The organism is Dickeya zeae NCPPB 2538, assembly GCF_000406165.1.
Lineage (GTDB): Bacteria > Pseudomonadota > Gammaproteobacteria > Enterobacterales > Enterobacteriaceae > Dickeya > Dickeya zeae.
The window spans coordinates 633932-648440 of record NZ_CM001977.1 but is presented as its reverse complement, the minus strand read 5'-3'; the positions used below and the strand labels follow the sequence as shown (position 1 = coordinate 648440).

Genomic DNA, 14509 nt, shown 5'->3' with positions numbered 1-14509 from the left:
ATGGTCGTCGCGGTATTAACGCTGATAAACGATTTCGACGCCTTCGTCGTCATCCTCATCCCAATCGTCATCCCACTCTTCTTCCGCTTCTGCCTGAGCCGCTTCCAACTGCTCACGGTGATAGTCATCCCACATGAAATCGACTTTTTCAGGTGCCTTGCTTTCGACTTCAGCCATGGCTTTCGGCTGAGTCTCCAGGAAGTTCATCACATCCCAGCACAGGGCATTCACCCCTTCACGGTTAGCCGCTGAAATCAGATAATATTTGCCTTCCCAGCCCAGCGCTGTAGCAATTGCCTTCGCACGGCTTTCCGCCTCGCCTTTCTCCAGCAAGTCGACTTTGTTAAATACCAGCCAGCGCGGTTTTTCTGCCAGAGACGCACTATATTGCTGCAACTCATTGACGATCACTTTGGCATTTTCAATCGGATCGGATTCATCGATCGGCGCCAGATCGATCAGATGCAATAGCACACGACAACGTTCCAGATGCTTCAGGAAACGGATCCCGAGCCCGGCACCTTCAGATGCCCCTTCGATAAGCCCAGGGATATCCGCCACGACAAAGCTTTTCTCGCTATCCATACGCACAACGCCCAGACTCGGCACCAGCGTTGTAAACGGATAATCGGCTACCTTCGGTTTGGCCGCTGACACCGCACGGATAAAGGTCGACTTGCCTGCATTCGGTAACCCCAGCATGCCAACATCCGCCAGCAACAGCAACTCCAGCAACAACTCACGCTCTTCACCCGGCGTACCATTGGTTTTCTGGCGAGGCGCACGGTTGACGGAAGATTTAAAGCGGGAGTTACCCAGCCCGTGCCATCCGCCTTTCGCAACCATCAATTTCTGCTGATTACGGGTCATATCGCCCAGTACTTCGCCCGTGCTTTTATCCAACACACGCGTACCAACCGGCACTTTGATGGTGATGTCTTTACCGCGCTTACCAGTACAATCACGGCTCTGACCGTTCTGGCCACGCTCTGCACGGAAACTTTTCTCAAAACGATAGTCAATCAGGGTGTTGAGGTTTTCATCCGCCAGCAGGTAGACGTCACCGCCGTCACCGCCGTCACCACCGTCAGGCCCACCGTTTGGAATATATTTTTCACGGCGGAAGCTGACACAGCCGTTGCCACCGTCACCCGCCACAACCAAAATAGTGGCTTCATCTACAAACTTCATGAACTATCTCCGCAAAAAACCAATAGAGAATGACCGACGCGTTTGAATAATTTATTGGTTCTCTTTGGCTCAACGAATTGGGTTGATGACAGATAACCACAGTATGTCACCTGCCACTGAAAAACCGACGCATCAGAACTGTTTCGATAAAAGGGCGCTGATTGTACCTGCTTGGCGAAAGGATTTCACCTGTATTAAAAATAATCAGCCCACATCAACTTCGGCATGGCCTTAAACATGCCTTGCCACAGCCGCCTCACACCCGAGGATATTTGGAACGTTTTGCTGCGATCACATGATGCCCAATCGCGGCAAACATCGCCCCTGCCACAACGACAAATGCACCGACGTATCCCAGAATATTAAGCGATGGCGCAATAAATACCGATGGCCAGGCCAATGACAACAGATCGGAGAAAAACAGCGTAAACAGCGGCGTCAGCGTAATAATGGTACTCACCTGCGCGGCTTGCCAGCGAGCCATGGCTTCCGCCAGCGCCCCGTAACCAACCAGCGTATTCGCACCGCAAAACAACAGGCAAGCTAATTGCCAACCGGTTAGCTGAAACAGTGTGCCCGGCTTCGCCCACGGTGTGATGAACAATACGCAGAGCGCGTAGAGCAGGAAAAGCAGTTGCTGCGAAGTCAGACGCCGCAGCAATACCTTTTGGGCCACACCATACGCAACCCACACGGTGGCTGCCGCCACGCCCAGTAAGATCCCGAAGGTGTAATCCGTCAGGCGGGTAAACAGCTCCACCAAACTGTTGTTGAAAAACATCAACAGCCCACAGATCAATATTCCGGCACCGATTACCTGGTTGATACGCATCTTCTCTTTCAGGATAACGACGCTGGCGACCATCAGCCCTACCGTAGACAACTGCCCGATCACCTGCGACGCCGTAGGACTCAGGTATTGCAGCGAAGAGCTGAACAATACGAAATTGCCCAGCAGTCCTCCTGTTGCTATCAGCAACAAAATCCACCAGCGTTGATGATCGAACGCCCGCAGCTTTGGCAACGCGCTTTTGCTGTACAAGAAAATGCCCAATCCGACGGACGCAATCAGAAACCGATACCAGACGATGGTGTAAGGCTCCATCGTCGCCAGAACCTGTTTCATCGCGATTGGCAGCGCCCCCCAGCATACGGCAGTGGTCAGCGCCAGACAAAACCCGATGCCAGCATTCTGTTTCATCACATCACCTGCTCTTTTTTATTGATGTCGTTAACGTGCAGCGTTTTTATCGTACATCTAAATGTAAAAAGCCCCGCAACAAGTGCGGGGCTTTATGATTCAACCTGATACCAGAAAATTACTCAGCAACGATGCTGATGTATTTACGGTTGTTCGGGCCTTTAACTTCAAATTTGACTTTACCGTCAGACAGTGCAAACAGGGTGTGGTCTTTGCCGCAACCTACGTTGCTGCCGGCGTGGAACTTGGTGCCACGCTGACGAACGATGATGCTGCCAGCCAGAACTGATTCACCGCCGAAGCGTTTTACGCCAAGACGTTTGCTTTCTGAGTCGCGGCCGTTACGAGTAGAACCGCCAGCTTTTTTGTGTGCCATTAATCCGCTCTCCTAAAACTTAAGCGCTGATGCCGGTGATTTTCACGTCAGTGAACCACTGACGGTGGCCAGCCTGCTTACGGTAGTGTTTACGGCGACGAAACTTAACGATTTTAACTTTCTCGCCACGGCCGTGAGCAACAACTTCAGCCTTGATTTTGCCGCCTTCGACGAAAGGAACGCCGATTTTGACATCTTCACCATTGGCAACCATCAGAACCTGGTCAAACTCAACAGCTTCACCGGTTGCGATGTCCAGCTTTTCCAAGCGAACGGTCTGGCCTTCGCTTACTCGGTGTTGTTTACCACCACTTTGGAAAACTGCGTACATATAAAACTCCGCTTCCTGCGTGCTTCTTTGAATGATGTGAAGCGCGCTATAAATATTCACAATAGGGCGCGAATTCTACGCAAAAAACCTACTGATGACAAGCGCAGAATCAATCAATGTGAAGAAAAAGGATACAACCCATGAACTGCCGTTTATCTGTGCCGTTTTTCAAGTACAATCGGGCCTAACGTTCCCTTTTCGGTGCCGATATCAGCAGTATTTTCACGGCAGAAACAGAAGCAATCAGCTGGCAGAAACAATGAACTTAGAGCAAATCACAGCGTTAAGCGCACAGGATATGGCCGCCGTCAACCAGACCATACTGGATCAGCTCAACTCCGATGTTGTCCTGATCAATCAGTTAGGAAATTACATCATCGGCGGTGGCGGCAAGCGCATCCGTCCCATGATAGCGGTACTTGCCGCCAGAGCGCTGAATTACCAGGGTGACAAGCACATTACCGTTGCCGCGCTGATTGAATTTATCCACACCGCCACGCTTCTCCATGATGACGTTGTCGACGAAAGTGATATGCGCCGCGGAAAAGCCACGGCGAACGCGGCATTCGGTAATGCCGCCAGCGTGTTGGTCGGCGATTTCATCTATACCCGCGCGTTTCAAATGATGACAAGCCTGGCTTCGCTGCGCGTTATGTCGGTCATGTCTGACGCCGTTAACGTCATTGCGGAAGGCGAAGTACTCCAGCTCATGAACTGCAACGACCCGGATATCACCGAAGACAGCTATATGCGGGTGATTTACAGCAAAACGGCCCGGTTATTCGAAGCGGCCGCGCAATCTTCCGCTATTTTGTCGGATGCCAGCAGCGAGCAGGAACTGGCGTTACAAGAATACGGTCGCTACCTCGGCACCGCATTCCAATTGATTGACGATTTGCTCGACTACAGCGCCGACGGCAAAACACTGGGGAAAAATACCGGTGATGACCTGAACGAAGGCAAACCCACGTTACCGTTGCTGCATGCCATGCACCACGGTAATGATGAGCAGCGCACCATGATCCGCCAGGCGATTGAGCAAGGCAACGGCCGCCATTTACTGGAACCGGTATTAGCTGCCATGCAATCCTGCGGCTCTCTCGCCTATACGCGCCAAAGAGCCGAGGAAGAAGCCGATAAAGCTATCACCGCGATTCAGTGCCTGCCCGCCAGTGATTTTCGCACTGCGCTTGAAGGGCTGGCCCACCTTGCAGTGCAGCGCGACTTCTAAATCACTCTTCTTTATTTACACAGTCCAGGCTTTGGCATTTATGCGGCCCGTTTTCCAAACGGGCCAGCACACTCATCGCCCCTTCACGCAGGATGTGCCCAATTAACCGGGTACGTTCTTCCGCCGACAGTTGATGATAAATTTGAATCCAGGTGTATTCCTGCGCACCGGCCGATGCCGCCGGGACATAATCGGGCGAGGTTTCACGCATCAGCGTCGTCCCCATTAACGTCGCGCTCATCAATGTTGCTTTGACCTCTTCCGGCAAGCTCCAGATAGCATATTCGACGCCTTTACCCTGAACGCCTTTGCGACGTCGTCTTTCCCAGCCATGATCCTTGGCTTTTTTATTCAGCCCCTGACGAGATTTCGGCAATCCAGCCACGCCCAATAATTCATTCGTCGTAAACCATGTTTTTTCCATCCTAATCTCTCCCTTTCATCTCATTCCTGATACGAATACATAATCAGGCGACTAAAAACCCGATTACGTTTCCATATAATAGACTAATTTTATTCAAACCACTAACGCAATAGCGTTAAAGGCAGAGTTAACGGTGTCGGTGAAAATTCCACAGAAAGAAATAAGCTGGAGAAACCGCAGGGAAATAGGAGAAAGCCATTCCGCAATAGAGGGTAACTGGGAATGGCTGAGAGATTTAATCAGAAAAATCTTTTATCAAAGTTGCGCTTACCGTATTCGCCAGACCGAGCTGCTTCAACGTAGATGACACCCCTTCGCGCATGATATGCGCCACCAATTTTTCCCGTTCAGGGACCGACAACTGGTGGTAAATTTGAATCCAGACTGACAGCATGTCTGATGGTTTTGCCGCATATTCACCTGACGTTTCCTGCAGTAGCAGCGTTTGCTGAACAGACTGAGGTAAGCTATGGATAGAATATTCTACCCCACGTCCTTGTACACCTTTACGGCGACGCTTTTCCCAACCATCTTCTCGGGCTCGCTTATTCAATCCTTGCCGTGATTTAGGGAGTCCGCCAATACCAACCAATTCGCTGGTCGCAAACCACTCTTTTTTCATGTCCTTTTCATCCCGATAGTGATACACGTTACCTATTCAGATCCATTTGGAAATTAATTTGGAAATATTAAGGAAATTGGTGCTATATTATTTCCAAATAATGGCTTGAGGTTAGCAAAACCATTAACCATTAGCTGTTAGTTATACCATTAATACGCTGTCGTCTTAATAGCAATAAGGGAAGGATTATGAATTCAAGGAAAAATGACTGGCATCCTGCCGATATTATCGCAGCATTGAGAAAGAAAGGGACAACACTTGCTGCAGTATCGCGCGGTGCCGGCTTGAGCTCTTCCACACTGGCTAATGCCCTATCCCGTCCGTGGCCAAAGGGCGAATGGTTAATAGCCGATGCGCTGGGGATTCATCCGTCGGAAATATGGCCCAGCCGCTATTACGATCCACAAACGCAAGAATTACTCGACCGCAAAAAGCTGATCCGTCCTCCATCCGATCCACAACCCGAATAATGCTGCCAAAAAAAGAAAGGCCGGAGAATACACTCCGGCCTTATCAGCAACACAGGTAATCACAATTCGTGATTATTTCTTGTTGACGAACTCTTCGCCCAGCGCGATATCCTGTTTCAGGGTATCCAGCATGCTGACCAGAGCCTGTTGTTCAAATGCGCTCAGCGTACCAATCTCTTTACGCTCCGCCACACCGTTTTTGCCCAGCAACAGCGGTTGTGCGAAGAAGCGGGCATGTTTGCCATCACCTTCAACATAAGCACATTCAACCACACCGCTTTCACCCTGCAGAGCACGTACCAGAGACAAACCAAAGCGAGCGGCAGCCTGACCCATGGACAAAGTTGCAGACCCGCCACCGGCTTTTGCTTCAACCACTTCAGTACCGGCATTCTGAATACGCTTGGTCAGGTCAGCCACTTCCTGTTCAGTGAAGCTTACGCCCGGAATCTGAGACAGCAACGGCAGAATGGTCACGCCGGAGTGGCCACCGATAACCGGTACTTCAATATCCTGCGGCTGTTTGCCTTTCAGTTCAGCCACGAAAGTATTTGAGCGGATAATGTCCAGCGTCGTGACACCGAACAATTTGTTTTTGTCATAGACGCCCGCTTGTTTCAGGACTTCAGCCGCAATCGCCACCGTCGTATTGACCGGGTTGGTAATGATACCGATACAGGCTTTAGGGCAGGTACTGGCAACCTGAGACACCAGGTTACGCACAATGCCCGCGTTAACGTTAAACAGATCGGAACGATCCATGCCCGGCTTACGGGCAACCCCGGCAGACATCAGCACGATATCCGCGCCTTCCAGAGCCGGAGTCGCATCTTCACCACTGAAACCTTTGATTTTCACGTCGGTAGGAATGTGGCTCAGATCAACCGCCACGCCCGGTGTAACCGGAGCAATATCATAAAGTGAGAGCTCTGAACCTGAAGGAAGCTGGGTTTTGAGGAGAAGAGCAAGGGCTTGACCAATACCACCTGCGGCTCCGAGAACTGCAACTTTCATCCTAAACTCCTTATTATGTTAAGTAAAATTACCGTGGATGCGTTTAGTTAAAAACGTTTATGCTCGCGAGACAAGCCAGGCACCAGACCTGCTTTCAGAGAGGCACTACATAGGTCCGCTGCAGTAGATCGGTGCACAGCGATAACGCACTATGTGATTAATAATAAACTAACAATCCGCCTGATATCTGAAAGGTAATTAAAGTAACAGGCAATTGTGATGTGCCCCGACATAAGCCCACGACTGATTAACGGGTATGTTACATTACACCTGTAAGCAGCCCCCAAACAACATCATTTTGATAACATTTATTTTACTTTTATGTGATGAAGAGCACACTTTTTGACGTCCCGGTAAAGTATCGCCCTACACATTTTCTCGCCTGATAGACTCCCCCCACAATCCGGTTTTATACGCGCCTATATTGCATAAAAATTCATTTAAATGCATAATCGCGGTATGTTTCACTTTTCCTCGGACACGGTGCAGAATGCGTAGCTCCCCTAAACAAGAAGATCTGGTAAAAGCGTTCAAAGCGCTGTTAAAAGAAGAGAAATTCAGCTCTCAGAGCGAAATCGTACAGGCATTGCAGGACGATGGCTTCGACAACATCAACCAGTCGAAAGTATCACGCATGCTGACCAAGTTTGGCGCGGTGCGTACCCGCAACGCCAAAATGGAAATGGTTTATTGCCTGCCCGCTGAGTTAGGGGTGCCAACCACCACCAGTCCGCTAAAAAATCTGGTGCTGGATGTTGATCACAACGATGCCGTGGTCGTCATTCATACCAGCCCAGGTGCGGCACAGTTAATCGCACGCCTGCTGGACTCACTGGGCAAATCGGAAGGTATTCTTGGCACGATTGCGGGTGATGACACCATTTTCACCACGCCTGCCAGAGGATTTAGCGTCAAGCAGCTATATGAAGCTATCCTGGTTCTGTTTGAACAGGAACTCTGATTTCCCGCCGCCCCGCGATCTGTTCGGGGCGACAAGACGATATCAGCAACGCATCACAAGGCCGGCAACTCAGCCAGCGGCCAGCGTGGCCGCACAGTAATGCCAAGCTCCCCGGTAACGCCCTGAGCGAACCTTACTGCGCCCGCATACGCAATCATCGCGCCGTTATCGGTACAAAACTCAGGACGCGCATAGAACACCTCACCACCGCGTTTAGCCATGATCTCTGCCAGACGTTGGCGCAATGTCCGATTAGCGCTTACGCCGCCCGCCATCACCAGCCGACTGAACCCGGTCTCGTCAAGCGCACGCCGACACTTGATGGCCAGCGTATCAACGACGGCATCTTCGAATGCTCGTGCGATATCGGCTTGTGTCTGCGGATCGTTGCCATTCTCACGGATGGTATTGGCGGCAAAGGTCTTCAATCCCGAGAAACTGAAATCCAGACCGGGGCGATCCGTCATGGGCCGCGGGAAGACAAAACGACCGGGGTGCCCGTTCTGCGCCATTTTTGACAGCAACGGCCCCCCAGGGTAATCCAGCCCCAAGAGTTTGGCGGTTTTATCGAACGCTTCACCCGCCGCATCATCGATGGATTCGCCCAGCAAACGGTATTCGCCAATACCGGTCACGCTGATCAACTGAGTATGCCCACCAGAGACCAACAGTGCTACAAACGGAAACGCGGGGGGGTTATCTTCCAGCATGGGCGCCAGCAGATGCCCTTCCATGTGATGGACCGGTATGGCGGGCACATTCCAGGCGAACGCCAGCGAACGTCCCACCGTCGCACCCACCAGTAGCGCGCCGACCAGACCTGGGCCTGCGGTGTATGCGATGGCATCGATATCACCCTGCTGTAGCCCAGCTTCTTTTAGCGCCGCCTGAATCAGTGGCACGGTCTTGCGGACATGGTCGCGGGACGCCAGTTCAGGTACCACGCCACCATAATCGGCATGCAGTTTTACCTGGCTATAAAGCTGATTTGCCAGCAGCCCGGCCTGCGTGTCATAAATCGCGACTCCGGTTTCATCGCAGGATGTTTCAATACCCAATACGCGCATTGCTGTTTTCACTCTCGGTTACATTTTTACCGCGACCAACCTGGCCGCTTGATTCAGGCGGCGCATAGTCTATCATAAGCCCGCCCACAGACACGTACCCCCGCATCGCGCGTTTTATGATCGCTGATGGACTTTACAAACGCGCCACAGTTGCAGTAGAATTCCGCACCATTTTGAAAAGGCTGGCACAAGGCCAGCAACAAACCGAATTTACTGAGGTGAGAGGCACATGCCGGTAATTAAAGTACGTGAAAACGAGCCGTTCGACGTTGCTCTGCGTCGTTTCAAGCGTTCCTGCGAAAAAGCGGGTGTTTTGGCTGAAGTTCGTCGTCGTGAGTTCTATGAAAAACCGACTACTGAACGTAAACGCGCTAAAGCATCTGCTGTGAAACGTCACGCTAAGAAGCTGGCTCGAGAAAACGCACGCCGCACTCGTCTGTATTAATTTTTAGGAGGGTTATCCTCCACCGCGTGATTAATCCGCAGACTTAGCAGTTGCATACGAAGGCCGTGCATTTCCGAAAGGAATGCGCGGCTTATTGTCGTTTATAAACGTATATAGATAAGGGGCTTATGGCTGGACGTATTCCCCGCGTATTTATTAATGACCTGCTAGCCCGAACCGACATCGTCGACCTGATCGATGCGCGCGTTAAACTGAAAAAGCAGGGCAAAAATTACCACGCGTGTTGCCCGTTCCACCACGAGAAAACCCCGTCATTCACCGTAAACGGTGATAAGCAGTTCTACCATTGCTTTGGCTGCGGTGCCCATGGTAACGCCATTGATTTCCTGATGAATTACGATCGTCTGGAATTTGTTGAAAGCATTGAAGAACTGGCTGCAATGCACGGCCTGGATGTCCCTTACGAAGCAGGCACCGGTCCGACCCAGCTCGAACGCCATCAACGGCAAAGTTTATACGAGCTGATGGAACAATTAAGCGCATTTTACCAACATACTCTGAACCAACCCGCCGGTACGCCCGCCAGAGAGTATCTGGCCAGACGAGGCTTGAGCGATGATGTCATCCGTCAGTTCGCCATCGGATGTACGCTGCCAGGGTGGGATAACGCGTTAAAGCGTTTCGGACGCAACAGCGACGATAAAACGACGCTGACTGACGCCGGTATGTTGGTGACCAACGAGAATGGTCGTACTTACGATCGTTTTCGCGATCGGGTGATGTTCCCTATCCGTGATAAACGCGGGCGGGTCATTGCGTTCGGTGGTCGGGTCATGGGTGACGGCACCCCAAAGTACCTGAACTCGCCGGAAACCGAGATTTTTCATAAAGGTAGACAGCTGTACGGCCTGTACGAAGCACAACAGAAAAACCCGGAATTGAAACGGTTGTTGGTGGTCGAAGGCTATATGGATGTGGTTGCGCTGGCACAGTTTGGCATCGATTACGCGGTCGCCTCACTGGGAACCTCAACAACGGCGGATCATATTCAGTTGCTGTTCCGCGCTACCGATCAGGTGGTGTGTTGTTACGATGGCGACCGTGCTGGACGCGACGCCGCCTGGCGAGCGCTGGAAACCGCGCTACCCTATTTGGATGACGGCAGGCAGTTGCGTTTTATGTTCCTGCCAGATGGCGAGGACCCGGATACACTGGTGCGTCAGGAAGGGAAAGACGCGTTTGAGCAGCGTATTGGACAGGCGTTGCCACTGTCGTCGTTTTTGTTCGACTCGCTGTTACAACAGGTGGACATGAGTACCCCGGACGGGCGAGCCAAGCTGAGCACGCTGGCTTTACCCCTTATTGGTCAGGTACCGGGTGAAACGTTACGCTTATACTTACGTCAACAGCTCGGCCATAAATTGGGGCTGCTGGATGACAGCCAGTTGGATCGCCTGTTACCGAAGACAGCGGAACAAACATCGTCTTACCAGCCTCCACGGCTAAAAGTCACAACTATGCGTATACTGATAGGACTTTTAGTACAAAACCCGAGGCTGTCCGCCGAAGTGCCGACACTGGCGCTGGATGGCGTGGAAGAAAGTAAAGTGGCAGGACTGGAGCTGTTTTTAGATCTGGTGAAAGCCTGCAATGAAAGCCCAGGCATGAACATGGGGTTGCTGCTGGAGAAATATCGCGAAAGTAAATATCGCAAGCAGCTTGAAACCCTCGCCGCCTGGGACCATATGATTGAAGACGACGAGCTCGAAGAGAAATTCAGGGTCAGCCTGGCCGAGCTCTACGACCAGTTGCTTCAGCAACGGATGGATACGCTCATTGCCCGCGAAAGAACGCACGGGCTGAGCATGAATGAGCGCAAAGAGTTGTGGTCTCTGCAACTGGCGCTGACACGAAAAAACTGATTTCCTGCGGCTTAACTGCCGATAAATAGTAGGGTTGATCCCTACAGCGTGCCGCTACAGGGGCTGCGGCGATAAGAAAAATTCCCCTAATGCTATTGTTAGCGATTTACGCTGACCGACACCAACCCCAATATTCTGAAGTGTGGATACCGTCTTATGGAGCAAAACCCGCAGTCACAGCTCAAGCTACTTGTCACCCGTGGTAAGGAGCAAGGCTACCTGACCTATGCCGAGGTCAATGACCATCTGCCGGAAGATATCATCGACTCCGATCAGATCGAAGACATCATCCAGATGATTAACGACATGGGCATCCAGGTGATGGAAGAAGCACCGGATGCCGATGATCTCATGCTGGCTGAGAATACCGCCGACGAAGACGCTGCTGAAGCCGCAGCACAGGTATTGTCCAGCGTCGAATCCGAGATTGGCCGCACGACCGATCCCGTTCGCATGTACATGCGTGAAATGGGCACCGTTGAACTGCTGACCCGTGAAGGGGAAATCGATATCGCGAAGCGAATCGAAGACGGGATCAATCAGGTTCAGTGCTCTGTTGCCGAGTATCCAGAAGCGATCACCTATCTGTTGGAACAGTACGATCGCGTTGAAGCCGGAGAAAGCCGCCTGTCCGATCTGATAACCGGCTTTGTCGACCCGAACGCCGAAGAAGATTTGGCACCGAACGCCGCGCCTGAAAACGCCGAACTGGCTGATGACGGTATCGACGACGACGACGACGAAAACGAAGAAGACGAAGACGATTCCGACGATGACAACAGCATCGACCCGGAGCTGGCGCGTCAGAAATTCACCGAACTGCGCGATCAGTACGAAGCGACCCGCCTCAGCATCAAGGCGCATGGCCGCAGCCATCCGTCGGCTATTGAAGAAATCAACAAACTGTCTGAGGTGTTCAAGCAGTTCCGTCTGGTGCCAAAACAGTTCGACCTGCTGGTAAATAACATGCGTTCCATGATGGATCGCGTGCGTGCTCAGGAACGCCAGATCATGAAGCTGTGCGTTGAACTGTGCAAAATGCCGAAGAAAAACTTTGTCACGCTGTTTACCGGCAACGAAACCAACAGCAAGTGGTTCGAAGCTGCAATGTCCATGGGCAAACCCTGGTGTGAAAAACTGCACGACGTTGAAGACGACGTACATCGCAGCCTGCAAAAACTGCAACAGATCGAAGAAGAAACCGGCCTGACTATCGAGCAGGTAAAAGACATCAACCGTCGCATGTCCATCGGCGAAGCCAAGGCGCGTCGCGCCAAGAAAGAAATGGTGGAAGCGAACCTGCGTCTGGTTATCTCGATCGCCAAGAAATACACCAACCGTGGCTTACAGTTCCTCGACCTGATTCAGGAAGGCAACATCGGCCTGATGAAAGCGGTAGACAAATTCGAATACCGCCGTGGCTATAAGTTCTCCACCTACGCCACCTGGTGGATCCGTCAGGCGATCACCCGTTCTATCGCGGATCAGGCGCGCACCATCCGTATCCCGGTGCATATGATTGAGACCATCAACAAACTCAACCGTATTTCTCGCCAGATGTTGCAGGAAATGGGTCGCGAGCCGACGCCGGAAGAACTGGCTGAACGCATGCTGATGCCGGAAGACAAGATCCGCAAGGTATTGAAGATCGCCAAAGAGCCTATCTCGATGGAAACCCCGATCGGTGATGATGAAGATTCGCATCTGGGCGATTTCATCGAAGATACCACGCTGGAGCTGCCGCTGGACTCCGCTACCTCTGAAAGTCTGCGTTCTGCCACCCATGACGTACTGGCTGGCCTGACCGCACGTGAAGCCAAGGTGCTGCGCATGCGTTTTGGTATCGACATGAATACCGACCACACGCTGGAAGAAGTCGGCAAACAGTTCGACGTCACCCGCGAACGTATTCGTCAGATTGAAGCCAAAGCGTTGCGTAAATTGCGCCACCCGAGCCGTTCTGAAGTGCTGCGTAGCTTCCTGGACGACTAAGAGAACAGGTTTTACTCCTTATCACATCCCCGGTTTCGACCGGGGGTTTTTATTTAGGCCTCAAATAGCCTTAGCCTGCCAGTCTGCCAGTCTGCCAGTCTTCCGGGCAAAAGCGATCCCTCTCACCCAGCCAATGTACTCATACCCTGCCCCACCGGAAGATGTGCGAATCCCTAGTAATAACAATCCACTGTAGAGTGAATACAAAACGACCATATGGTCGTCGCACTATAGACCCGACTAGCCGGATTACCTATAATCAACACCCGCATGGCCCCTTAGCTCAGTGGTTAGAGCAGGCGACTCATAATCGCTTGGTCGTTGGTTCAAACCCAACAGGGGCCACCAAATTTTAGTTTTAGAATCATATAATTAAGCCACCTCTCAGCGGGTGGCTTTTTTGTTTCACAAATTGCGAATGTCCATTTTTTGTCTCCCAGGGCCAAGCTGACACCGATAGCATTCGGATTAATACCCTGTTCTCGTGTGGTGAAGGCACACAGATGATTTCTTCGAATATCCGGCTGTCGTCTTTTTGCCTGATGTAATATGAGAAAAAATCTCAGATTTGAATTTCTGGTTTGTACAACCTAAACTGTCACATTCAGCAATTATTTCAACCTGATAGCGTGCCAGGTTGTTTGTACCAATGACACTTGCAGGCTTCCTACAGCAAGGGCACGGTAGCCACTTGCTCTTTAGCTGGTAACCTCCTTGTCATTGCCTCCTGACCCATAATGTCTAATACCCAATGCTGAAATGCTTTCACGACCGGCGTTCAGGCGAACATAGCGTGTAGGTGGGCCACCACATGCGAATCCTTATTCTTCTCGATGAGTCGTTTATACGATTGGTCGCTGAATCGATGACTAATGACATTCCCGCCGAAAATTCATCTGAATTCTCGTTCTACCAGGTTATTAATAGATTTCACATTTCTCATCGGAACATCGCGAAAAAACATTAAGACTTCCCCATTTAACAAGTACCTGGTATGGCAATGTTATGCAGCAGATGCAGCTCAATTTGACAGTTGGCTAAGAGTGAGGTGTAGATATTCTTATGGCGAAAGGCCTTTCGGCACATAATATCCCTAATTCAATAACCCTAATTCATTCGCACTCCCCTCTACGAATTATTTCACATGTAATTAATTTCAAACATGCAGGTTTATTTCATCGTACCTTAATGGTTCACCCCAACCAATAATAAATAATAGAATAATAAAACAAAGGAACTAAACACCCACAATTAATAACAAGTGATGCAAATTAAAGGTAATCATCATTATCTATTTTATT

14 protein-coding genes and 1 tRNA gene are annotated in these 14509 nt (G+C 51.0%); 7 read left to right on the top strand and 8 right to left on the bottom strand.

The window, feature by feature from the left end; all coding sequences use genetic code 11:
- Positions 1 to 15: 15 nt before the first annotated feature.
- The 4 genes from cgtA to rplU all read right to left on the bottom strand — a co-directional run bounded on the left by cgtA (position 16) and on the right by rplU (position 3099).
- Positions 16 to 1191 (bottom strand): Obg family GTPase CgtA, encoded by a 1176-nt coding sequence (gene cgtA, locus DZE2538_RS02960; protein WP_019843793.1) that lies wholly within the window; start codon positions 1189 to 1191, stop codon positions 16 to 18.
- Between the two features lie 256 nt (positions 1192 to 1447).
- Positions 1448 to 2392, bottom strand: a complete 945-nt coding sequence (locus tag DZE2538_RS02955) for a DMT family transporter (RefSeq protein WP_023638896.1) — start codon at positions 2390 to 2392, stop codon at positions 1448 to 1450.
- Between the two features lie 118 nt (positions 2393 to 2510).
- Positions 2511 to 2768, bottom strand: a complete 258-nt coding sequence (gene rpmA, locus DZE2538_RS02950; RefSeq protein WP_012771136.1) for a 50S ribosomal protein L27 — start codon at positions 2766 to 2768, stop codon at positions 2511 to 2513.
- A gap of 19 nt (positions 2769 to 2787) precedes the next feature.
- A complete protein-coding gene (rplU, locus tag DZE2538_RS02945) occupies positions 2788 to 3099 on the bottom strand; it encodes a 50S ribosomal protein L21 (RefSeq protein WP_012771137.1) in 312 nt (103 codons plus the stop codon).
- Between the two features lie 259 nt (positions 3100 to 3358).
- Between rplU and ispB the strand changes: the two genes are divergently transcribed.
- Entirely contained in the window at positions 3359 to 4330 is a 972-nt protein-coding gene (gene ispB, locus DZE2538_RS02940; protein WP_038915552.1) for an octaprenyl diphosphate synthase, read from the top strand.
- 1 nt (position 4331) lies between these two features.
- Here ispB and DZE2538_RS02935 read toward each other — a convergent pair whose 3' ends face one another.
- On the bottom strand, positions 4332 to 4754 hold the full coding sequence (locus tag DZE2538_RS02935) for a DNA-binding protein (RefSeq protein WP_038915550.1): 423 nt from the start codon (positions 4752 to 4754) through the stop codon (positions 4332 to 4334).
- A gap of 235 nt (positions 4755 to 4989) precedes the next feature.
- Positions 4990 to 5376 carry a DNA-binding protein gene (locus DZE2538_RS02930; protein ID WP_012883327.1) on the bottom strand — a complete coding sequence of 129 codons (387 nt, stop codon included), beginning with the start codon at positions 5374 to 5376 and terminating at the stop codon, positions 4990 to 4992.
- A gap of 188 nt (positions 5377 to 5564) precedes the next feature.
- Here DZE2538_RS02930 and DZE2538_RS20120 point away from each other — a divergent pair, with 188 nt between their 5' ends.
- On the top strand, positions 5565 to 5846 hold the full coding sequence (locus DZE2538_RS20120; RefSeq protein ID WP_019843790.1) for a helix-turn-helix domain-containing protein: 282 nt from the start codon (positions 5565 to 5567) through the stop codon (positions 5844 to 5846).
- Between the two features lie 72 nt (positions 5847 to 5918).
- On the opposite strand, the gene mdh is transcribed toward DZE2538_RS20120, so the two are convergent.
- Entirely contained in the window at positions 5919 to 6860 is a 942-nt protein-coding gene (gene mdh / locus DZE2538_RS02925; RefSeq protein ID WP_016943768.1) for a malate dehydrogenase, read from the bottom strand.
- A 490-nt stretch (positions 6861 to 7350) separates the two neighbouring features.
- On the opposite strand from mdh, the gene argR reads away from it, so the two are divergent.
- On the top strand, positions 7351 to 7821 hold the full coding sequence (gene argR, locus DZE2538_RS02920) for a transcriptional regulator ArgR (RefSeq protein WP_016943767.1): 471 nt from the start codon (positions 7351 to 7353) through the stop codon (positions 7819 to 7821).
- A 53-nt stretch (positions 7822 to 7874) separates the two neighbouring features.
- Here argR and tsaD read toward each other — a convergent pair whose 3' ends face one another.
- The gene (tsaD, locus tag DZE2538_RS02915; protein WP_016943766.1) at positions 7875 to 8888 is read right to left on the bottom strand and encodes a tRNA (adenosine(37)-N6)-threonylcarbamoyltransferase complex transferase subunit TsaD; all 1014 of its coding nucleotides are present in this window, start codon (positions 8886 to 8888) and stop codon (positions 7875 to 7877) included.
- A 229-nt stretch (positions 8889 to 9117) separates the two neighbouring features.
- Between tsaD and rpsU the strand changes: the two genes are divergently transcribed.
- The 4 genes from rpsU (at position 9118) to DZE2538_RS02895 (ending at position 13556) form a co-directional block, all read left to right on the top strand.
- Positions 9118 to 9333, top strand: a complete 216-nt coding sequence (rpsU, locus tag DZE2538_RS02910; protein WP_001144069.1) for a 30S ribosomal protein S21 — start codon at positions 9118 to 9120, stop codon at positions 9331 to 9333.
- Positions 9334 to 9461: 128 nt separating this feature from the next.
- Positions 9462 to 11216 (top strand): DNA primase, encoded by a 1755-nt coding sequence (gene dnaG, locus DZE2538_RS02905; protein WP_038915549.1) that lies wholly within the window; start codon positions 9462 to 9464, stop codon positions 11214 to 11216.
- A gap of 156 nt (positions 11217 to 11372) precedes the next feature.
- A complete protein-coding gene (gene rpoD, locus DZE2538_RS02900; RefSeq protein ID WP_019843788.1) occupies positions 11373 to 13208 on the top strand; it encodes an RNA polymerase sigma factor RpoD in 1836 nt (611 codons plus the stop codon).
- A 272-nt stretch (positions 13209 to 13480) separates the two neighbouring features.
- Positions 13481 to 13556: transfer RNA gene (locus tag DZE2538_RS02895), tRNA-Ile, on the top strand.
- Positions 13557 to 14509 lie beyond the last annotated feature (953 nt).

Coding starts and splice junctions, on each gene's coding strand:
- cgtA (WP_019843793.1), bottom strand. CDS start 1,191: ATGAAGTTTGTAGATGAAGCCACTATTTTGGTTGTGGCGGGTGACGGT.
- DZE2538_RS02955 (WP_023638896.1), bottom strand. CDS start 2,392: ATGAAACAGAATGCTGGCATCGGGTTTTGTCTGGCGCTGACCACTGCC.
- rpmA (WP_012771136.1), bottom strand. CDS start 2,768: ATGGCACACAAAAAAGCTGGCGGTTCTACTCGTAACGGCCGCGACTCA.
- rplU (WP_012771137.1), bottom strand. CDS start 3,099: ATGTACGCAGTTTTCCAAAGTGGTGGTAAACAACACCGAGTAAGCGAA.
- ispB (WP_038915552.1), top strand. CDS start 3,359: ATGAACTTAGAGCAAATCACAGCGTTAAGCGCACAGGATATGGCCGCC.
- DZE2538_RS02935 (WP_038915550.1), bottom strand. CDS start 4,754: ATGGAAAAAACATGGTTTACGACGAATGAATTATTGGGCGTGGCTGGA.
- DZE2538_RS02930 (WP_012883327.1), bottom strand. CDS start 5,376: ATGAAAAAAGAGTGGTTTGCGACCAGCGAATTGGTTGGTATTGGCGGA.
- DZE2538_RS20120 (WP_019843790.1), top strand. CDS start 5,565: ATGAATTCAAGGAAAAATGACTGGCATCCTGCCGATATTATCGCAGCA.
- mdh (WP_016943768.1), bottom strand. CDS start 6,860: ATGAAAGTTGCAGTTCTCGGAGCCGCAGGTGGTATTGGTCAAGCCCTT.
- argR (WP_016943767.1), top strand. CDS start 7,351: ATGCGTAGCTCCCCTAAACAAGAAGATCTGGTAAAAGCGTTCAAAGCG.
- tsaD (WP_016943766.1), bottom strand. CDS start 8,888: ATGCGCGTATTGGGTATTGAAACATCCTGCGATGAAACCGGAGTCGCG.
- rpsU (WP_001144069.1), top strand. CDS start 9,118: ATGCCGGTAATTAAAGTACGTGAAAACGAGCCGTTCGACGTTGCTCTG.
- dnaG (WP_038915549.1), top strand. CDS start 9,462: ATGGCTGGACGTATTCCCCGCGTATTTATTAATGACCTGCTAGCCCGA.
- rpoD (WP_019843788.1), top strand. CDS start 11,373: ATGGAGCAAAACCCGCAGTCACAGCTCAAGCTACTTGTCACCCGTGGT.